This window comes from Candidatus Thiodictyon syntrophicum (assembly GCF_002813775.1).
In the GTDB taxonomy this organism is placed as follows: Bacteria; Pseudomonadota; Gammaproteobacteria; order Chromatiales; family Chromatiaceae; genus Thiodictyon; species Thiodictyon syntrophicum.
Genome location: NZ_CP020370.1, coordinates 3,292,643 through 3,313,666, shown reverse-complemented (window position 1 = coordinate 3,313,666; position 21,024 = coordinate 3,292,643). Strand labels below are relative to the sequence as shown.

General features: G+C 65.0%; 11 protein-coding genes. 1 reads left to right on the top strand and 10 read right to left on the bottom strand.

From position 1 onward, the window contains the following. Positions 1-15 precede the first annotated feature (15 nt). The 9 genes from THSYN_RS13925 to THSYN_RS13885 form a co-directional block, all read right to left on the bottom strand. Complete coding sequence (locus THSYN_RS13925; protein ID WP_236848899.1) at positions 16-270, bottom strand: DUF433 domain-containing protein; 255 nt, start codon at positions 268-270, stop codon at positions 16-18. A gap of 61 nt (positions 271-331) precedes the next feature. Beyond that, positions 332-1,177, bottom strand: coding sequence for a DUF4435 domain-containing protein (locus THSYN_RS13920; RefSeq protein ID WP_100919681.1), 846 nt, complete (start codon positions 1,175-1,177; stop codon positions 332-334). Beyond that, positions 1,174-2,535 (bottom strand): AAA family ATPase, encoded by a 1,362-nt coding sequence (locus THSYN_RS13915; protein ID WP_100919680.1) that lies wholly within the window; start codon positions 2,533-2,535, stop codon positions 1,174-1,176. The genes THSYN_RS13920 and THSYN_RS13915 overlap by 4 nt, the downstream gene beginning before the upstream one ends. A gap of 73 nt (positions 2,536-2,608) precedes the next feature. Further along, positions 2,609-6,943, bottom strand: a complete 4,335-nt coding sequence (locus THSYN_RS36660; RefSeq protein WP_257791246.1) for an Eco57I restriction-modification methylase domain-containing protein — start codon at positions 6,941-6,943, stop codon at positions 2,609-2,611. A gap of 44 nt (positions 6,944-6,987) precedes the next feature. Beyond that, a complete protein-coding gene (locus THSYN_RS13905; protein ID WP_236848898.1) occupies positions 6,988-7,164 on the bottom strand; it encodes a type II toxin-antitoxin system TacA family antitoxin in 177 nt (58 codons plus the stop codon). A gap of 43 nt (positions 7,165-7,207) precedes the next feature. Then, a complete protein-coding gene (locus THSYN_RS13900; RefSeq protein ID WP_100919678.1) occupies positions 7,208-7,471 on the bottom strand; it encodes a type II toxin-antitoxin system MqsA family antitoxin in 264 nt (87 codons plus the stop codon). Positions 7,472-7,535: 64 nt separating this feature from the next. Then, the gene (gene brxC, locus THSYN_RS13895; RefSeq protein WP_100919677.1) at positions 7,536-11,006 is read right to left on the bottom strand and encodes a BREX system P-loop protein BrxC; all 3,471 of its coding nucleotides are present in this window, start codon (positions 11,004-11,006) and stop codon (positions 7,536-7,538) included. 2 nt (positions 11,007-11,008) lie between these two features. Continuing rightward, positions 11,009-11,572: a hypothetical protein gene (locus THSYN_RS13890; protein WP_100919676.1), complete on the bottom strand. Its 564-nt coding sequence runs from the start codon at positions 11,570-11,572 to the stop codon at positions 11,009-11,011. After that, a complete protein-coding gene (locus tag THSYN_RS13885) occupies positions 11,559-12,374 on the bottom strand; it encodes a hypothetical protein (RefSeq protein ID WP_100919675.1) in 816 nt (271 codons plus the stop codon). The genes THSYN_RS13890 and THSYN_RS13885 overlap by 14 nt, the downstream gene beginning before the upstream one ends. 398 nt (positions 12,375-12,772) lie before the next feature. Here THSYN_RS13885 and THSYN_RS13880 point away from each other — a divergent pair, with 398 nt between their 5' ends. Further along, positions 12,773-16,060, top strand: a complete 3,288-nt coding sequence (locus THSYN_RS13880; protein WP_100919674.1) for a caspase family protein — start codon at positions 12,773-12,775, stop codon at positions 16,058-16,060. A gap of 308 nt (positions 16,061-16,368) precedes the next feature. On the opposite strand, the gene THSYN_RS13875 is transcribed toward THSYN_RS13880, so the two are convergent. Next, a complete protein-coding gene (locus THSYN_RS13875; RefSeq protein WP_100919673.1) occupies positions 16,369-20,967 on the bottom strand; it encodes an nSTAND1 domain-containing NTPase in 4,599 nt (1,532 codons plus the stop codon). Positions 20,968-21,024: the final 57 nt, after the last annotated feature.

Below are 21,024 nucleotides of genomic sequence, written 5' to 3'. Positions count from 1 at the left end.
GTGGTCTCAGTCACGTCAAGACTCCTCGCGCCTTAGGGCCTTGTAGTCCGCGGCGAACCGCACACAGGCGTCGAGGTCCGCGGACTCAAGGGACGGGTACTGGCGTAGGATTTCATCCGGGGATTCGCCGGCGCTCAGGAATCCGAGGATCGTCTCGACGGTGATCCGCAGGCCGTGGATCGTCGGACGCCCGTTGCAGAGGTCCGAATGGACGGTGATGCGAGCGTCCGGGTCTTTGAGCCACATGCCGTTTTCGTACGCCGTGCTCATCGTCGAAACCTCCAAGTGTGTAAGTCCCGTCCAGCGACTGGACGTGTTTTCAGGTTCGCCTCTAGAGCACCAGATAAGGCTTGTTCGCTTGCTCCCAGCCGCGAATCGCCGCGCCAAGATGGCCGCCGTGAAGCTGTTGATCGTCGAAAGCGCTGCGCAACATGGCCGCGATATCGTCTACTCCCTTGCTCGCCTTAAGACTACCCAACACCCTGGTCAGACCGATACGCAGGATACTCACCAAGTCGTGACCCTGGCAGATTGACCAAGGATCGGCGGCCGGTAACGCTTCCAGCTCAGCATGCAGATCGTCGATCGATGGGACTGCGCCCGTTCTTACCGCTGCATCATGAAAATCGTCCCGGGAGACCAACCAAGTGTCGCGGTTGAGGAACCGTTCGGGTCCGAGCTTGTGAAACGGAATCTCCCAGGCCCGACGCTGCGCCACCCAACGCAGCCGGCCGAACTCCAAGCCACGCTCCAATAGGGCATCCCGCACAGAATGACCCTGCCGTGCCTCCAGATCCCGGATCTTGGCAGGAGCAGCAAGCTCCGCCAGAACGCGCTCCAAAGCGGGCGAGCGAATCAACATGCACTCGAGGTCGTGGGTATCCGTACCGATCAGATTAGGCGAAGGGCGGGGACGCCCCTCCAGACCATCGAAATCGTCGTCCACGACGCCGAGAGCGCCGCGGAAGTGGTCCCTGTCCAAACGCGCCAGTGCCCCCTCTACGTTCGGCTTGCCATTGCCGATGACGAGTTCGCAATGACCAGGTAAAACACGCGGGCTCCAGAATTTATGGTCGTCTTCGCCCTCCACTATCAGGAAGCTGCCGGCGTGGAGTTGGCGCGTCATGATGACCTCGGTGGCGACTACCCCGGCGTCCTTGTAGTCGATCAGCGTCATACCGACTCCGCGCCCAAGCCGATCATCAGGTCTGATCGATCGCCCACGATAAAGGGCGAGTGAGTCGCCATCAGCACATCGAACTGAGCGGTTGCAACGATCTCCAAGAGGTCCGGGAGGAAGCGCTTCTGCCAGGCAACATGCAGTGACAGCTCAGGCTCGTCAATCAAGACCAAGGTGTTTGGCCGCACTCGAAACAGCAGGTCGTAATGCAGGACCAACTCGTGCTGCTCGCCTGAGGACAACTGTTCAAGTTCCAGGCGCTCGCCCTTGCGACCTTGTGCAACGATCCCTCGATCCGGATCGATTCGGATATGTTTATGCTGGAATTTCTGGTTGACATTATTCAAAAGCAATCGCGTGCGCCTGGCAAGGTCATCGAGGACGGAGAGCTTTTGCTCGGTATCGTTTGCGTATAGGTTGAGTACGCTTTCCTGGTACTCATCCAGCCCATCAAGTGCCCCACTGTCAAGCGGATGATTATCCGATTCGTCGAGCAGTCCGATTTCCTTCAATTCGGCACGGCGGGTATCTAGATCCCGCATACGCTGCTTAAGGGCTTCTCGGGGAAAGGGGGCTGCCCGAGCATTCAATAATCGCTGGGGAAGAGACTGGTCAAGGCTTTGCGATTGCTGGCCATAGCGCGCCATCGTCTCCTTGACGAGGGCACTCATATCCTTAGCGTAATTGACAACGGTCAGAGTGGTTTTCGGATCGGCAGCGTCGTTTCGGAAATCATTGAATGCAACACGCAGCAGACGCTGAGCTTCGATTACATGCACGCGCATCCGATTTCTCGCCTCTTTGAGCCACGCTGGTTCATCCTCTTCTGTGCCTTGGCTCAATAGGGTCCGCGCGCTGGCGATAGCAGCCGATAGACTTTCGTTAATGCCGTCGCTCAATGACTCTCGCTCAGCCAGCCTCGCGGCCAATACCCAAGCAGGTACTTTCGCGCTTGAAGTGTCGGCGCGCCCTTTGTTTGAATACTTACGCCACCAGATCTCATCTAGCGGAAGTCTGTATGTTTCCGCTTGCTTGCCTTGACGCCATAGCCTCAGATCCAATACAGGCACCACGCTCTTGTCATTGTGAGCATCGAAGCCGCTCGCAACCAGATCAAGGCTTGTGTCGTCCGTGAAATCCAGAGCGAAACGGCGAAACGGCACTTCGTGGAACAGGCCGTACCGGCCATTGAGCATGGCATTCGTCATCCGCAGTAGCATGGTCTTGCCAACCCCGTTGGGGCCGTGCAGGATTGTCACGCGCTCGTCCAGATTCAGGTCGACTCGGTGATCGAATGTGTCAAAGAGGCCATCAACCTGGATGCTCTTGACTCGCAGTATCGACGAGGTGCTCATTGGGTTGGCTCCTTGTGCCTGATCGGGAAAACGTACCGGAGCAGACAAATGGTGGCACCGGCAAAGCCGGCAATCAAGAAAGTTCCGCGGGTCCAGCCGTGTCTTGCGTTGGTCCGGGGCGCGAGGATTGCTTGTGGGCTGCGCGCTTCCGGGCCAGGGTCAGATGAACAAGGTTCCAGCGGTTGCCGGTGAACTCGGGGCCGCCGGGGCAGGCGAGCGGGGGTTCCTCGGCGTGCCAAAACCAGGGGTAGTCGGACTTGTCGCGCTGGGGCTCGGTCCCGCGGTCCTTGTCCCATTTGATGTTGGGCTTGGCGCGCAGGATGCCGGCGCCCTTCTTACCCAGGTCCCGGGCCTGCATGAAGGGGCGGATGTTGAGGCGCACGCCGTCGTTGATGTCCGGCTGCCAGCCCAGGGGCTGCTCGGCGAGCGGCTTCCAACGGATGAAGAGGTCATAGGGCGGTTCGCCCTCCAGGATCGCGACGAGTTCGGCCTCCAGCACACGGGCGGCGCCCAGGCGCTCGGCGGCGCCGGGCTTGTCGGCCTTCGCGTCCGCGTCCTGCTGGCGAATCCAGTCGCCCAGATAGCTGTAGGTGAGCTTCTCCAGATTGGCCCGGTCCAGCCGGTGGTAGTTTACCAGGGCATGGAAGCCGTCCTTGCGACCGTCCCAGAGGTGCCAGATGAAGGGGCGGTGGTGGAAGAGCTTGCAGTGCTGCTCGAAAAACTCGTCGCGCAGCCAATCCTCCAGGGTCCTCGACGTAGCCCCGGCGGCGGCCAGCAGGGCTTGTTCGTCCAAAGGAGCGCGGGCGTCTCGCCCGCGAGTCTCGGCCGGGACGGCCGGGCTCCCTTCAATCGCGGGCGGGACGCCCGCGCTCCCGGCAAGCAGCGCCCGCAGCCGCACCGCCGCGGGTAGTTCCCGATTGATGGCCGTCAGGCAGACGATCCCGTCCGCGTCCGCATGGACCTCCAGCCCGTCCGGACCCAAGGCCGGACAGTCCGGAAACTCAGAGCCGGTCTGCCGCGGCCAGCGGTACCCGAGCAGCCGTGCGACGGCGACTTGGAGAGGGGCGTGGAAAGGAGCGCGGACAGGAGCGCGGCCATCCTGGCCGCGATTCGCGGGCGGGACGCCCGCGCTCCTTTGGAACGGATAGCCATCAAAGAGCCATTGTGTCGGGTCGTCGGAGTGGGGTTTGGGGAGGCCGTTGGGGTATTGTTCGGCGGCGACTTGTTGCCAGTGGGCGAGGTCGAAAGGGACTTTCACGAGTGTCGCGGCTGTGACATTTCGCTTCTTGTCAATCTTGCGGATTTCTTGAAGATAGCTTCCTGACTCGATAAAGGCCCAAAGCGGCAGAACGTCATTAGGATCACTCGGGGCAACGATACCTATATTGTCGTCAAACACCTCGCCCGCATAGAGGAAGGGCTGCATATCGCGCATCTTGTTTACTGCGACACCGGCGCGAGCAAAAACCTCTTGACCTCGAATCCAGCAACCCAGTTGCTCTATTAGGCTCGAGTCTTCTAATGAAACGGTTGTCACGTGCTCACGCCCGCCCCACAATTCATTGGTTGATGGCGAATCGAGCCATAACTGGTTAGATGAGCCCAGAGATGCGACCTCCCAGAATCCACGCACGAATCTCAGCCTATCGCCGGTGGTGCTCCCTTTGCCATAATCGGCAAGCTGAGAAAGTAACGCTCCTGCCGCGAGAGTGTCCAAGACGAGTCGTGAATCAGGATTGCGGTATTGGTCAAATTGCTTAAGCCTACGAACCGTTCCAGCACGCAGCTCAAAGAGCTTATCATTCAATTGCTTTAGGGAAATAGCATCAATCCCCATCATCGACTGTTCTTCCTTGAGCACGGCATTGGTAATTCCAACAAGTGACGCAACCGGCCCACGGTCGCCAAAACTCCGCCAAGCTTCCTCCCCGAGAGCTGCGATAAAATTAAAGGATCTCTCTGTTAGGAGTGCCTTTCTTAACTTGAAATAGCTTCCCAGAAACCACCAATTCTGCGGAGTGACGAGCGCGATTGTAGCTCCGGGCGAGGCAAAGTCTATACACCGACATATGAAGCAGGTGGCAAGGTCGGCTTTTCCCTGCGGATAGACCTTCTCGCTATAGTCCTTCAAAACCGCATCCTGCTTCCCCCTCCCCAAATACGGAACATTCGTCGCCACCAACGTATAGCGCCCCGCCAAAAGTTCCGCCGCCTTCGCCACCCCCTGCGCCACCACCCCCAACTCCCGCCCCTCGTCATCCTGATCGCGCCCCCCGTCCAAAGCCTGCACCAACAAAGGCTCCAGTTCGCCAAAACCCGCGTCGATGAGATCCGCCTCAATACTCCGCGGATCGATAAGGCTCCCAAGCACCGGCGCATCCTGAAACAGCGCATAAAGTCGAGCCATCCCGCGCTGCAACCGATCGTCCTCCCCCGCCAAGGCAATCCAGGTCTCCTCTGGTGTATTCGGCGCAAGCCCCGAGCAGGCCAGATGCAGCACCGGCAACGCCTGATACCCACCCAACCGCCACGCCGTCAATGCCACATTAAACGCCGCAATCTGAGTACAACGCTCATCGATCTCCAACCCATGCAGGTTGTCCCGCAGCGCGGCGGCGATGGCCGTGGCGGCGCTCAAACCCTCCTCCTCCATCCGCAGCCGGGCGAGGATGGGCAGGGCGAAGACCAGGAAGTGCCCGCTGCCCATGCAGGGGTCCAGGAAGCGGATCTCGGCGGCGTGTTTGGGCCAACCCTCGAAGGTGCCGGCGGCGGGGGTAAAAGGAGCGCGGGCGTCCCGCCCGCGATTCCCGGCGGGAACGGTCGGGCTCTCATTCGCGGGCGGGACGCCCACGCTCCTATTCGCGGGCGGGACGCCCACGCTCCTATTCGCGGGCGGGACGCCCACGCTCCCGCTCCACTCGCCATCGGGGAGATGGGCCTTTACGGGATTCTCGGCAATGTAGTGTTGGCAGGCGTCCAGGTGGCGTTCGTTGCGGATCAGCCGATCCCAGTACTCTTCCTGCCAAACCGGGCCGCTGTGCCCAAGGAGTTTGTTGATTTCCTTGGCGGTGAAGCTCTTCCAGGAATGCAGGATGTCGGGCAGCCGATGCTCGCCCAAGGGCCGGAACAACACGTGGAGGTGGTTGGGCATGACGACCCAGGCGCCAAGTTCATAACGCTTACCAGCGAAGAAGGCCAGCGCATCCGTGACGATGCAACGCACCTTTGGCTCGCGCAGGATGCAGGCGCCGTGACCAGCATCGAGCCAGTCTTCAATGCGTTGGGTAAAGCGCTCGTGGTATTCGCGCGTGGTGGCCGCATCCCAGGGCTGAGGGTGAAGGACCAGCCACGACGCCTTTTCTCCCTGCCATTGACGAAGCTTGTCGGCGGGGAGTGAATCGGCTAAGCGCCAGGTGACGAAGATCCAAGCCTCACCCTGGCGCCAGTGGGGGAGGTTGTGCTCGGTGATGTCGATATCGCGATGAGGGTCGAAGAAAGGAGCCCGGCCGTCTCGGCCGGGATTCGCGGGCGAGACGCCCGCGCTTCCGTTCGCGGCCGGGACGGCCACGCTCCTTTCGATGAAACGCAGGTAGGTCCAGTCGATTCCGGGTAAGCCGTCTTTGGGCGGCAGCGCGGCGGCTTGGCGGGCTTCCTGCTCGGTGGTGCAATCGCGGGCGGGACGCCCGCGCTCCTTTCCCGCCCACCAGGCGCCCAGCGAGTTGTGGAGCAGGAACTCCACCATGTAGTCCTCGGTGAAGAGCTGGGTGACCGCAGGCAACTCGCGGGCGCCGATCTTGACCCCGGACTTGTTCACCTCGTCTTTGCGCTTGGCCTGCCAGAACTGGTAGGTCCAGCCCAGTGCGTCGTCGGTACGGAAGGTCTCGGCGGGCAGTTCGTCCAGCAGGCGGCGCAGTTGGACCTCGTGGTTGGGCGCCAGACGCAGGTCCAGCACCGGGTCATCCCGGCGGAAGATGCCGGGCAGGGTCTCTGAGGCGAAGCGGCAGGCCAGATCGAAGCCGTCGCGGGCGCCAAGCTCTGGGGCCAGTTCGTCGCACTCTTTCAGGGTGACGGGGACGCTGCCATGCTCGACGCCGGTGTGCAGCAGGTGGTTATCGGCCAGGAAACGGGTGAAGAGCAGCCGGTGCCAGTGCTCGTAGGCGGCGGCCTCGGCGAGTTGGTCGATGGACTGGGTGCCGCCCGGGTCCAGCCGGTCCCCCAACGCCCGGCCGCGGGCGCGCAGGCGGTTACGCAGGCGGCGCTGGTCCTCGTCCAGGTGGGCGCGCGGCCGTTCTTCATGGACGGCGAGGTTATCCAGGGCGGCACGGGCCGCGACCTCTGCCGCCTCGCGGGCCTTGAGGGTGAGCTTCTCCAGCGCCGTGCGCTGGTCCTTGGTCAGGGTGCTGGGCATGTTCGGGTCCTTGCGATGTGTTCTGTGCGTTCGGGAGCGTCAGCTCACCCGAGCTCCCAGGGATCGGGACGGGAGAACAGGTCGCTCAAACCGGGGTTGTCCCGGGCGGGGCGGTCCAGCAGGTCGAGCAGTGCCTGATACTGGTCGCCGGACACCTGAAACGTCCGCTGGTCGAGGATGGTCCGGTTCGCCGGCTCGCAGGCGCCCTGCGGCCGGTCCATTTCCGTGCTCGCGGCGTCTGGACACGAGGCGAGTCCGAATCGATCAGAGTGCATGAAAATCCTCAACTGCAACCCTGAGAGTGCGGCGAGGTTGCTTCTGATGCGCGGCCAAGGCCAGGTGATCGGCCTCGATCTTCTTTAAGGTCTTGATCTCGAAATACTGTTCTCCGCAGTAGTCGCACTCGATACAGGGTACGTCCTCGACGATCAGCATCTCCCCATCCTGTTGGTGGATGTAGCGGGTGTGCGTGGCACTGAGGTTCCGGTTGCCGCAGAAGTTGCACTGTTGGTCCAAAGTCTGTGCCATGTCTTGCTGGATGCTCTCTGCCTTACATTGGGGTTGCGCCGGGGCGGGACGCCCCGGCTCCGTTCTACAAAATCACCGGCCCTTGCTCCAACGCTGCTTCGATCTTGGCGCGGGCCTCAGTGAGCCAGTCGTCCAGTTCGGTCCCGTCGTGGATGGTGGCTCCCGGCAGGCTGACACGCCGGGCCTTGGGCTCGGCGGCCTTGATGGCGGCGGCCAGGGCCAGGTCGCAGCGGGTCGGCAGGGCGTCGGTGAGGTCCCGCCAGCCGCGCAGGTCGCGCCGCTTCAGTGACTCCAGCAGTTCGGTGTCGGTCGAGGCGGCCGGCAGGGTCGGGGCCACGGCGCCCGCTTCCCGGAGCAGGGCGGCGCGATCGGTGTCGCGCAGGGCGGCCCAGACGGGATGGGCGGCGAGCCGGGCCAGCTCGGCGGCCAGGGTGTCGGCATGGTCGGTCTGGGCCTGGGCCAGGGCGCCGCGCAGGGCACTGCTGACGGCCTGGAGGACGGTGGCGGTGGGGTCCGGGTCGTCCAGCAGGCTGCGGTTGGTGCGGATGGCCTCCAGGGTCTGGGTCAGTGCGTCCATGTCCGGCAGGTCGCGGGCCTGGGCCAGCAGTTGACCGGCCAGGGCGTAGTTGGGGCCACGGTCGTCGATCTTGTCGGCGACCGACCGCCAGTCCGCCAGGGATTGGGTGAGGTCGTCGGCGCGGTCGTGGAGCTTGTAGAGTAGGTCGTTGCCGGAGAGGCCGTGCAACTCCGCCAGTACCGGCGGGTTGGGCGCGGCCGGTGCCGGAGCCTCGCCCCCGGCGGCCTGGGCCTGCTGTTTGAGCAGTCCGACGAACGCGGGGGCAACGGCGGCCTCGTCGCCGGGCTGGAACTTGTAGCCGGCGCTTTGGAAGAGCTTCTTGATTTTGAGCTTCTGGACAGCGGTGAGGACCGGTTGCTCCACGCGCAGATCGGCCTGGCCGATCTTGCGCTGGTCCAGGTCGGCGATCTTCACCGGCTGGGCCTGGAGACGGGCGCCCAGGTGGCCACTGACGAGCAGCACGGCCGCGCCGGCGTCCACCGCGTCCTTGGGCCATCCATAGGGACCGGCGGTGAAGCGCGACACCAGGTCGGACCCCTTCTTGCCGGCCCCGACCTCGGCGAGGATGGCCGCGGTGACAGGGTGTCGGTGGGGGTCGCCCTGGTAATTGACGGCGGCCAGTGCATTGGCATTGCCCTCCTTGGCCTTCTTCCAGACCGTGGGCCAGTTGGGCGAGTCGGCGAGGTGGAACTGGGGATAGAGTCGGTCGAGCACGGATTTGGCGGCCTCTTCCACCCCCTCCTTGAGACTGGTGATGTTCAACTCCTGGCCGCCGGAGAGAAACAGTCGGGCGCCGCGCACGATGTCGCCCATCAGCGCGGCAATCTTGGACTCCTCCCCGGCCTGGCGGCTGGTCATCGCGGCGCGGGCGGCGCGCCCCTCGTCACTGCCTGGCTCGCCCTTGAAGCTGCGGGTGTCCGCGGCGGCCCGGGCGGCGGCCAGGGCGTTCTTGAGCGGGTCCGCCTTGGTCTTGGGGATGAGGACGTGGATGGTGGCATCCAGGGTGCTGCGGGCCTGGATGTCCTGGATGACGGCGCCCTCCGACTCCTGGAAGCCGTCGCGTACCCAGACCACCAGACCCTCGTCTTGGGCCGGCGGGCTCATCCCGTGGTGGATGCTGACCTTACGCTTCTCCTTGGCCGCGCCGTGCAGGACGCAGACCCCCGCGAGCGCGGCCTGGATGGACTTGGAGAGCAACTGGCCGCGCTCGGCGGCGAGTTGGGGCTCGTTGTTCAGCAGGGAGGCGCGGCGCTTGCGGTATTCGGACTCCCAGGCGGCCCCCTCGGTGGTCTGGAGGTGGACTTCGCCCTCGATCTCCATCAGGACACCCTCGTCCGTCAGGGCCTGTACCAGGGCGGGGACGCTGGCTCGCAACTGCGTGGCGGAGTCGCTGAGATCCTCGGTGAGCAGGTCGGCCAGGTGCTCCGGGTTGGCGCGCACGCCGGTGTCGACGCCTGCGCGCGCGAGCTTGCCGATCAGGAAGACCAGGGCGCAGATGCGCGAGCGCAGGGGGCCGTCCGGTTGACGCTTCTGCTCCTCGACCAGCTCCTGGAAGCGCTTTTGCAACTCGCCGGTGGTGACCAGTTCGTTAGCGAGTTGATCGTAGATGAAGTCGGCGGGGATGATGGTTCCCAGGGGCTGCTCCGCCACCAGGCGGCACGCCTCATGGGTGACGCGCAGTTGGGTGCGCATCTGGGCGGCGGTGCCGCTGGGGTCGCAACTGTGCAGCACCTGCTCCCAGAAGCGCCGCCGCACGGGCAGGAGCGGGTAGTCGGGGACATAGCCCTGATCGTCGTCCGCGCGGGTCGCGATGCGGGTGGATTTGAGCTGGCGGGCGATCTCCCCGGAGCGTCTGGACACCAGGTCGGCGATGACCGGTTTGGCCTCTTCCTTCTTCTGCAGCACGACGGTGCGGACCACACGCTCCACGTCGTTGTCCTTCAGGTGGACCTTGGTGGTGAAGCGGCCCATCAGGCGTTGGAGTGCGGGGGTGTCGGTCAGGGCGCTTTGGCCGGTGCCGATCACCAGGACGCGGCCGTCCATCTCTTTGGAGAGTGCCTCGACCACCTCCTGCACGTCGTGGGCGAGGTCGGCGTTATTGGCGATGTATTGCTGGATCTCGTCCAGGACGATGACAGTGCAGGGCAGAAAGGAGCCCGGCCGTCCCGGCCGGGAATCGCGGGCGGGACGCCCGCGCTCCAGGGCGCGGCGGCTGATGGCGAGCATATCGGCGATGCTGATGTCGTCGACCTTGCTCGGATACTCCGCCCGCAGCGCTTGGGCCGCCTGAGCCGGGTTACCGTAATGCGGGTAGCTGGCAAGATAGGCTTCGTGGAGGGGCTTTGACGTATGGGCGTGGGCCACCTCCAGCGCTGGGTCCTTGCCGGCCGCGGTGATGTGCCCGCGCACCTCGTCCAGCTTGCCATCGTCGCGCAGGTCCATGATCAGGCGGGCGCGCGAGGGCTTGGGCGGCAGACCGACCGAGGCGAGCAGGATGCCGAGCAGCCGCAGGCGCACGCTGCCGGCCCCGGCCTTCATGGTGCCGCCCGCGCTGTGCAGCCCCGCGCCCTGTTTGCCGCGGGTCGATAGCTCGCGGAGCAGGTCGCGGATGTCGTCCGGGAGGTTCGCCAGGGTGCGGGCGGTGTGGCCGCCTGGAAGCGGGGAGTCGGTCCACAGGTGACGCGCAACCTTGACCAGATGGGATTTGCCGCAGCCATAGAAGCCGCTGACCCAGGCCGCCTTCTGCTCTCGGTCCAGATTGTCCAGGAAGCCCTGGAGGATCTTGGCCAGTCCGGTCCGATACTCGCCCTCGCAGACGAAGGTGGTCAGCTCGTAGCGCAGGGTGTCCAGGTCTTCGACGTTGTTGCTGGAGACGCCCTCATTGGCGATGGTCCAGGTCAGGGGGTCTTTGACGAAGAGGTCCCGATTTCTTGGGAATGAGGGGGGCGAGTCGGACATGGTCAGCCTTCCGTGAGGATGGGGGTGGCGAGGTAATTCCAGCCGGTGCGGGCGCCGAGAAAGCGGTAGGTGTTGCCCTCCCGATCGCCAGGGAAAAAGAGCGCCAGGATGCCCGGCAGCCGGTCGGCCTCCAGGGTTTCCAGCACGCCGGAGACGTGGGCGAAGTCGTAGAGGTCCATGAGCCCGGAGACGGCGAAGACGGTGGTGGTGGCGATCTGCGGCGGGACCGCGGTCATGGCGGTACGCAGGCGCTCCCCCAGATAGTCGAGCAGCCCGGGATCGGCGTAGTCCTCGACGATGGCGGGCTCGGCCAGGCAGGCGTCGCGCTCGTCCGGGTCGAAGGTGTCGATCCAGTCGGCGAAGGCCCCTTTGAGGTCCAGGTGGTGCCAGCGCAGTCCGTGCTCGCGGGTGGCGATCTCGAACTCGGGGATGCGGTTGACCATACGGCGCTCGTCTTCCGGGGGATAGACGATGAACCACACCCGCTGACTCAGCGGCAGGTTGGTGCGCGGGGTCAGGGAGACGTGGCGGCGGTAGCTCGCCAGGAGTTGGTCAGCGCGAGCCATTCAGGATTGCCTCCTCGGCGGGCAGTAACAGGGCGGAGAAGTCGATCTCGATCACCCCGCCGCCGTGGCGCAGGCGCAGCCAGCCCCGCTGCGAGCCCAGGGCGAGGTGTGACAGGATGAGCGCTGGATCGGCCCCCACCAGACGCGCAAAGACGGATGACACCAGACAATCCCCGCGCAGGCCCAGGAGGTAGCCGGCGAACATGGCGTAGGTCGATGCGGCAGGGGTGGGGATCGGCAGGGTTCGTATCCGCGTCGCTCGGCCCTTCAGATGGCCGGTGGCCGCCCAGGTGACGCTGACCCGGGTGGCTAAGCCAGCGAGCATGATCGGGCTGAAGCGCTCCGGGAAGACCGACTCCAGGTGTGCCTCCGTCCGAGCGCGGAGCAGGACCTCGCCCGGCTTCAGGGCCTCGATCAGGGTAAAGCTGGCCCGCAGTTGGGGGTCACGGCAGAAGACGCAGGTCAGGGCCAGGAGGGGAAGCGAGTCGGGGGCCTCGGCGGCGAAGCGGCGCAGCAGCCGGAACAGGGCGAGCGCGGGGGCGAGCCCGTACAACTCGTAGAGGTGCTTCTCGCTCTTCTGGCGGCTGGAAAAGGTGCGCTTGCCCAGTACGTTGCCCTCCAGGATGGCGGTACGGTAGTCCGCGCGGCCGGCGGTGGCAGGGACGGCCGCAAAGAGCAGACGCAGCTCGGGCAGCATCATCGAGCGCGACAGGTGGCCACCCGAGCGGCGCAGCGAGAACCCGAAACCGGTTGCGTGCGGTGGGATCGCCAAGGGACTGGCATCTTCGAGTGATGCGCTCATGCGGAGATCGCGAGCGGGTGCGCGATGTGGTCCATGGTGTTGCCTGGTCCTTAAGGATTGGTTTTGACGGCGGTCATGCGGGTCGGCCCCTCCCCCCGGTTGGCGCTACTGCGTCGGTACGGGAAATATACCGCACACTGCAGGCAGGTGCTGGATAGAGTTGCGCGTCCTGTCGGCTGAGTGACGGTGCGGTGGCCGAAGCGCCGCTTGATGGCGGCGGAGAGCGGCGGCAGGATGCGCAGCGGCGGGAATACCGCCCGCATCGCGCAGCACGGCGTGCGACCCGCGGCGCGGCAAAGGCTTCTGTCGGCGCACCTTGACGGCCGGCTTGCAAGAACGCCCGGCGGGAACGATGCTTGAGGGTACCCGATCCAAACCCAGCCACAGGACCATTCGCGATGCCAAACAACACGAATCGAATCTATGCCCTGCTCGTCGGGATCAACGACTATCCCCAGTCGGTCGGCCGGCTGCAAGGCTGCGTGAACGATGTGGGGGCCGTCGCGGATTGGCTCGGCCGGGCCTACCCGGGGCGGCTCGCACTCGAATGTCTCACGGACGCGCAGGCGACCCGCGGCAATCTGATTGAACGCTTTCGCACCCACCTGGGCCAGGCCGGGCCGGAGGATACCGTCCTGTTCCACTACTCGGGTCACGGCGCCCGCTCCTGTTCCGCGGCCGCCTTCAAGCGCCTGTACCCGGACGGGCGCGACGAGGGCCTGGTGTGCGTCGACAGCCGGGAGCCCGGCGGTTTCGACCTGGCGGACAAGGAACTGGCGGTGCTGCTGCAAGAGGTCGCCGCCCGGGGCCCGCACCTCGCGGTGCTGCTCGACTGCTGTCATTCCGGCTCGGCCACCCGCGGCGCCGACGACTTCACCCAGGCCCGCGCCCGTTACACCCACGAGGTCTTCGAGGAGCGCCCCCTGGAGACCTATCTGGACGGCTGGTACGCGGAGCGCCAGGCGCGCGGTGAGCCCCTGGAAATTCCGACCAGCCGGCACATCCTGCTCGCCGCCTGCGAGCGGGTACAGAAGGCCTGGGAGTCCAAGGACCACCGCGGGGTCTTCACCAGTACCCTGATCGACGTCCTCGGCCAGTCCGGCCCCGGCATCGCCTACGCGGACCTGTTCGTGCGCGCACGCGCGGCAGTGCACCGCTATGCGGACAATCAGACCCCGCAGTTCGAGACCTACGCCGGGTTCGATGCCTATAACGGATTCCTGGGCGGCACCGGGGCGCCGTCCGGGGGCCGCTACAGCGTCTATTTCGACCGGGGCGCCTGGCAGGCGAACTGCGGCGCCTTGCACGGGCTGCCCACGGACCCGGACCAGGTCGTCGAACTGGCCCTCTATCCGGAATCCGACCCCGCGGTCCTGGCCGGCCATGCCGCGACCACCCAGGTCGGCGCCCAGAAAAGCGAACTGCGCCTCCTGGACCTGGCGCCCGCCCCCGCGGCGCGCTTCCAGGCCCAGGTCACCAGCCTGCCGGTGCCGCCGCTGCTGGTGCGCCTGGACGGCGACGCGGCCGGCATCGCGGCCGCCCAGGAGGCCCTGGCCAAGGCGCAGGATCGGCAGGCACTGGGGTTTGCGTTCAGTACCGGGGGGGCGGGCGGCGAGTCCTACTGCCTGAGTGCCCAGGGTGGCTCATCCAGGCTCACGCAAACCGCGACCGGCCGCCTGATCCAGGGCACCGACTACTGCTCAAGCGACCTGCTCTTCCCGGCGCTCAAGGCCATCGCCGACTGGGAGCGGGCGGCAGCGCTGCAGAACCGGGCCACGCGGATGGATCAGGACGCGGTCGCCTTCCAGTTCGTCGAGGTCCTCCCCGGCAACCCGGACGCCTACGTCTACCCCGGCGACGACCTCACCATCGACATCACCCGCGAGGGCGCTACCTGGCGGGACATCAAGGCCCGCCTGAGCGCCGCCAATCGCAGCGCCCAGCCGCTGCATTTCGCGCTGGCCTATCTCGCCAACACCTTCGCCATGCAGGTCGTCTACAACGAGCGGATCGAGCCCGCGGACACACCCTTCGACCTGATCGTCGGCGGCGCATCGACCTTCACCCTGGACCTGAAACCGGAGGAAGGCGACGAGGCCGTCCACCTCTTCAAGCTCATCGTCAGCACCGAGCGCATCGACGACTTCCTGCTGGTGCAGGACCCGGTGGAGATCGGCAAGGTCCATCGCGTCACGCGCGGCGGGGGCGGCGAGGCCCGCGGGATCACCTTCGGCGCGCCGCGCGCCAAGTTGGTCCACGAGAACGAGTGGTTCACCAAGACCATCCGGGTCCGCCTGGTGCGCCGGGCCGACCGGGTGGGCACGCGCGATCTCAGCCTGGTCGGCGGGCGGATCGGCATCAAGGGGCACCCTGCATTCCAGGCCGGCGTCAGTTTTGGCACGCCCCCGGCCGCCAGCCGCGGGGCGGGCGACGGCGCCGACTTTTCGCTGGCCCTGGAACGTCAGGGGCTCGAACTGCTGCGCTTTGCCGACACCCGCGGAGAGTCCCCCTGCGTCCTGGAACTGACGGATATTGCGAACCCCGAGTCCCTGGCGGCCCAACCGCTGGAACTGACGCTCGACCTGGGCCTCGGCGCGGACGAGCAGCTCCTGCCGCTCACCTTCGACGGCGAGGACATCCTACTGGCGGGTGAGCCGGAGCGCGACGCGCAAGGCCGCACGCGGGTCACCATCGACCGTATTCCGGACGGTATCCCGGACAACCGCCGCAGCCTCGGCAAGGCGCTCAAGCTCTATTTCTTCAAGACCTATCTCAAGCGTACCGACGTGGACCAGCTCTGTTGGGTCGAGTATCGGCCGGACGGCACCATCGCTCGTCACGCAGAGGGCCTGGTCGATAAGGTCGCCGCGGCCCGCAACCTCATTCTTCTGATCCACGGCATCATCGGCGACACCGAGGGCATGGCACAGGGCCTGCGCCTGGCCCGCGACGGGGACGGGCGCGGTCTCGACGCCCGCTTCGACCTGGTGCTGACCTACGACTATGAGAACCTGAGCGGCAGCATCGAAGAGAAGGCGCGGACCCTCAAGGGCCGCCTGCGCGACGCCGGCCTGCACCCACAGGATGACAAGCGCCTGACCCTCCTGGTCCACTCCATGGGCGGCCTGATCGCCCGCTGGCTGATCGAGCGGGAGGGCGGCAACCGCATCGTCGATCACCTGGTCATGTGCGGCACCCCCAACCAGGGCTCGCCCTTCGGCAAGATCGACAGCGCGCGCAGCCTTACCGGCCTGCTGACCACCTGGGCCATCAATGTCTTCCCGGCCTTTGCCCCCTTCGGTACCGGACTGCTGACGGTGCTGGGACGCTCCAAGAAGATCTCCCCCACCCTGGAACAGATGGACCCGGGGTCGCCCTTCATCAACGCACTCAACGCGGGTGAGGACCCCGGCGTGCGCTACAGCATCCTGGCCGGGGATATCCGTGGCTACCAGGAGGGGGCCGACCCGCTGCTCGCGCGGCTCACCGCCAAGCTTGGCAAGGGGCCGCTGTTCGATGCCCTTTACCATGAGGCCGGGCATGACATCGCGGTGAGTACCGTCAGTATCGAGGGCGTGCCGGAACCGCGTCAGCCGGTCGCGGTGCGGCAGGTGGTGGACTGTCATCACCTGAATTACTTTGTCTCGGAGGCGGGGCTCCGCGCACTCACGGGGCTGGATTGGTAGGCTATGAGAGCCTGGATGGAACTCGGTGGAAACTACGTCTTCGGTGCAGGCCCGTGATTCTTCGCTTCTCTGCAAAGCTGCCTCGGAGTTTCGCCGTGCTCGATCCAGGAAGGGGCAGCCGATGCTTGCGCGATTTCGCCGCGCGGGAATGAATGTACCGTTCGTCCCTGCGCGCGCTTATCTGTTGCCGGTCAACTGATGCCCGGCGGCTAGCAAATCGCGGTCAAGCGTGCGCCGGTCTCTGCCTGATCAGCGCGGCCGGTGCTTGGGGTGATCGCCAACAGGATGTCGGCGATCCACATCCCGCATCAAGGCGACCCTGAGGCTGCCTTTTCGGCCAATATCTCACCACTTGGGAATTGGGTGCAGGTCACCTGGTAGTCTATGCCACCGACATGTTGTTGCCACTCACCAAGGGTCAAGTTACGTCCGGCGGTTCGGCAGGCCAAGTCCAGCAGGGGAACAAGGTGCAGTCGCCAGAGCCGCACGATGCCGTCTGCACTCTCGGTGGCGAGCCAGCGACCACCGGGATCGAACGCGACAGATTTCATCCCGCCCGCACCACCGTGAAGCACCCGAGCACCGCTCTCGAGATGTTGGAGATCCCACAGGCGGGCAGTTGCCGAATCAGTCGTCACGAACCACCGGCCATCAGGATCAAAGACGAGTAACCCAACCCGATTGTGCCCACCCAACGGGACGGCGGGGGATGGGTGCTGAAGGTCCCACAGCAGCACGGTCTCGCCAAGACCCTCGTTAGCGACCCAGCGGCCCTTGGGATCGAACGCTACACTCCACGTGCCGAGTTTATGCCCCGGGAGAACACGAGGCTCGGCCCGCAGATGTTCCAGGTCCCACAGGCGGGCATCCTTTCCCTCGGCCCAGGTGACGAGCCAGCGGCCATCAGGGGCTAAGACGAATGATTCAATTCCGCCGTCGTTAACGGTCAACTGGATCGAGGTGGTTTCGCGGTCGTGGAGGTCCCAGATGCGCGCAGTCTTATCCCAACTTCCGCTCACAAGCCATCGGCCCTGGGGGTCTATGGCGAGGTCATCAATCTCCTTGGTATGCCCGTCCAACTGACGGGGACCGACCTCCGGTTGGCGGAGATCCCACAGGAGTGCAGCGTTGTTTCGGCCCCCGCTGGCGAGCCAGCCATCGTTGAGGCCGAAGGCGAAGGGAGCATCCAGTATAGAGCCGTCGGTTCCCGGTAACACGCGGGGTTCGGAGTCGGAGTGCTGAAGGTTCCAGAGACGAGCCTCCTGTTTGTCGGTTCGAGTGACGAGCCATTGGCCGAATGGATCGAAGACGAAGGAACCAATCTCCCCGTCTTTTAGCCTCAGAATGCGCGGCTCGGCATCTGATTGCTGGAGGTCCCACAGGCTGACGGTCCTGTCCTCGCCGCGAGCGGCAAGCCAACGGCCGCTGGGATCGAAGGCATAGTCATCGAGCCCGGTCTCCTGGCCATGCAGGACCCGAGGCGGAGTCCCCGGCTGTTCAAGATTCCACAGGTGGATGGTCCGATCGTCGCTCCGGGCGGCGAGCCAGCGACCCAGAGGATCGAAGGAAGGATGTCTCAGCCGGTTCTCGTTCCCAATCAGCACCCGCGGCTCGCTTTCCGGCTGGTCGAGGTCCCACAGGCGCGCGGTATCCTCTTTGCCACCGGTCGCAAGCCAGTGTCCCGCGGGGTCGAAGACAAGGCTCTGCACTGAGCCCTCATGCCCGCGCAAAACCCTGGGCTCGGTCTCAAAGTCCTGGAGGTCCCACAGACGCGCGGTCCGGTCCTCGCTCCCGGAGCCAAACCAACGACCCTGGGGATCGAAGGCAAGGCTCACGACCGAGCTCCTATGTCCCTTCACCTCACGGGGCTCGCCCTCGGGGTTCTGGAGATCCCACAAGAACACGGAACTGTTGTCGCTCCCGGTGGCGACCCAACGACCTTGGAGGTCGAAGGCGAGGCTCGTCACAAAACCCTCGTGCCCGCGCAGCACCCGTGGTTCAACCTCGGGGTGCTGGAGGTCCCACAGGCGCGCGACCACGTTCTCATTGGTGGCGAGCCAGTGGCCTTGGGGATCGAAGGAGAGCGACTTTAGCGGACCGGCGTACCCCGGCAGTTTATACATTTTGTATCCGGGGTCCCATAAGTCCCACAGGTAGACGATGCTGTTAAGACTGCCGGCGGCCAACCAGCGACTCTTGCCGTCGAAGGCTATAGCGGCAATCGGAATACCGTCACCGTCCCGACGGATGGGCTTGGCGTCGGGGTTACCCAAGTCCAACACGCAGATGGTCCCATCCACAGCCCCGGTGGCGAGCCAGCCACCCGCGGGGTGGAAGGCGAGGCTCGAAATCCGGCCATCCTGCCCCCCCAGTCGGCGCGGTTCGGTCTTGGGGTTCTGGATATCCCACAGCAAGGCAACATCGTCCAAGCCAATGGTGGCGAGCCATTTGCCGTCGGGGGAGAAGGCCAGGGCCTGAATGCTAGCTTGATGGCCGAGTCGCACCTGGGGCTTGGATGCCAGGCTCCGAAGATCCCACAAGAGCACGGCGTGGTCGGCCCGCCCGGTTGCGAGCCAAAGGCCTTGGTGGTCGAAACCCAACGCGAGCCCATCCCCGCCGAAGGGTATTCCACCGGTTGCAGCGATCCGCTCGCGCAATACGGTTTCAGCGTCGCCAAACCGAATACCACTAGCATCAAAAGGTCGCTTGACGGCCTCTGCGGCCAGAAGTAGCGCGCGGATCGGATTTTTTTCTGCTACTTTCACCGCCTCGTAGGTCTGGAGCCGGGCGATTGCTATCCGCTTCTGACTCTCTGTCTGCTGCCACTGGTACAGTACGGAAACCGCAGCAACAACGAGGGCCGCCACGAAGAAGCCGCTCAGCGCACGTCGCCAATTGCGCGCCCGGCGGCTCGCCGCAATCAGCCGCTCTTCATCCGGTTCAAGGCACCGCATGCCCGCGGCTCCTTTCTCGACCAGGTCCAGGTCCGTATCGTCGAGCACCGGTCCCGTCTGCCCCTTGCCCCAATCGACTGCCCTGTTCTCCAGGATGCGCCGCGCCCGTTGCCCAGGCCAATCCGATCTGTCGAACCGCTCCCGCACGAACGGCGCCAGGGTATCATGAGCCAGGCGGCTACCCTTGATGGGGGCTTGTTCGGTGTGAAGATCCGTAAGGACAAAGCCGCCTTTGAACCACTGCACGATCTCGGCGACCCGGTCCTTGATGTGGCAGTAGTGTTGCTGCAGGTCCTCATCGGTGTGTTGTTCCGCGGTCCCCTTGGGCGTGGTGTGATAGGCGAGCAGATCAAGGGCCAGCCCGGACCTCAGGTCCCCGGCCCGCACCTTCTCAAGGCCGGCAAGCTGCTCGTCGATGAAGGGACCCAGTGCGCTGCCCTTGCGGAGTTTCTGATACAGCGCGCGGTCGAATCGCGGGTCCTCGCGATTTCGCTCTTTCGCCTCTTCCCACAGTTTGGTCAGCAGGATCTGAAGGGTGGGAGCGACAGGCGAATCCGGGTCCACGAGCAGGTCATCGGCAATCTCCTCGGCCAGTCCCTCCTCGATCCCGAGTCGGTACTTCCGGCAGAGTCGCTCACTCCTAGTGGGTCCGGTCACGGCATCAATGATTCCGTTGCGATCCAGAGCTTTCAGGAACTGGTGCTCCCAGCGGAGTCCTTGATCATTCAACGCCGTTGCGATCTCAGCCAACCATTCCTTGCAGAAGCCCAGGATCAAGCGCCCCTGCGGCCGAGCGTCCGGTTGAGTGAAGATCTGGCGCAAGCCGTTCGCAAATATCTTGATCTCGTCCGGCAGGTCGGGGACCGGTCGGGTAAAGGCTTCTTCCGCCTGATCCAGGACCAGCACCAACGGGCGACCCTCGGCCGCTTCGATCCGGCGCCATGCCATTTCCGGCGGATCATTCCCTGGCTGCAAGTATTGCAACAGGGTGCCCAGCAGCCCCAGGCTTCGGTCCCGGCGCAGATAGTGCACATCGTGACTGAACTCCAGCCGGGGCAACAGACCCGCCGCCAACAGCGAGGACTTGCCCACACCGGATTGACCGTAGAGGAGGAGGATCGGTGAGCTGTCTGCGGCGGTGATTAGGTCGTAACCATCGCGGATCTCCCGGGAGCGGCCAAAGAAGACCAGGGCGTCCGAGCGCTCGAACGAATTCAGGCGGCGAAAAGGCCCCGACTCGGGTGGAACGATATCGTCGGGCAGCTTGGGCAGGCCGAGCAGGGGATCCTTCAGGAGCTTCCAGTCATCGGCGTCGGGCGCGGTCGCCAGCTCCCAAGGGAACGGAGGCTGGGCGACTTGTGTGCGCTCGGTTGCACCGTTCCAGTAGAGGCCGCGGGTGCTGTCGCCATACTTGGTCCTGGCTTCGGCCTCGGCCTGTCGGAAGGCCGACTTGAGTCCTGCACCGCCAGCGAGCGCCTTATAGAAGCCCTTGGCGAAGTTCAGGGCCAATTCGTCGTCGATTGCCTGGGAGGTGGCGATGACCGCGGGACAATTGGCATCGATCAGACCCTGAACCTGCGGCGCAGTGGAGCAGCCGTTGAGGAATACCAGTTGCAGCCCGCCTTGCTCACGCAGGAAGGCCGCCAGGCCCGCCGCGTAGGCCGGACCATGGCCACCGGATGCGGACTCTAATTCCAGTAGGGACTCATCGGCGTGTCCGGCGTAGTGCAGGATGGCAATGCGGTGGCGGTAACCCGCGTCCTGGAAGACCGAGAAGATCCGGTCCGCGTCGGCATTGGCCTCGGTCAGAACCTCGCAGAGCCCGGCCTGCTCGGCTGGCCGCAGGGCATCGTGGATCTGGGTGAGCTCCGCATACAGGTTGCGCAGGTGGCGCGACGGGTCGATGCGATCGTTGGCGCAGACCAAGAGGATGACAGGCGGCTGGATGGACATGGGGCCTCCGCTCGATGGCGACAATTCAACTGGCACACCGGGACGAACGGCGCCCGG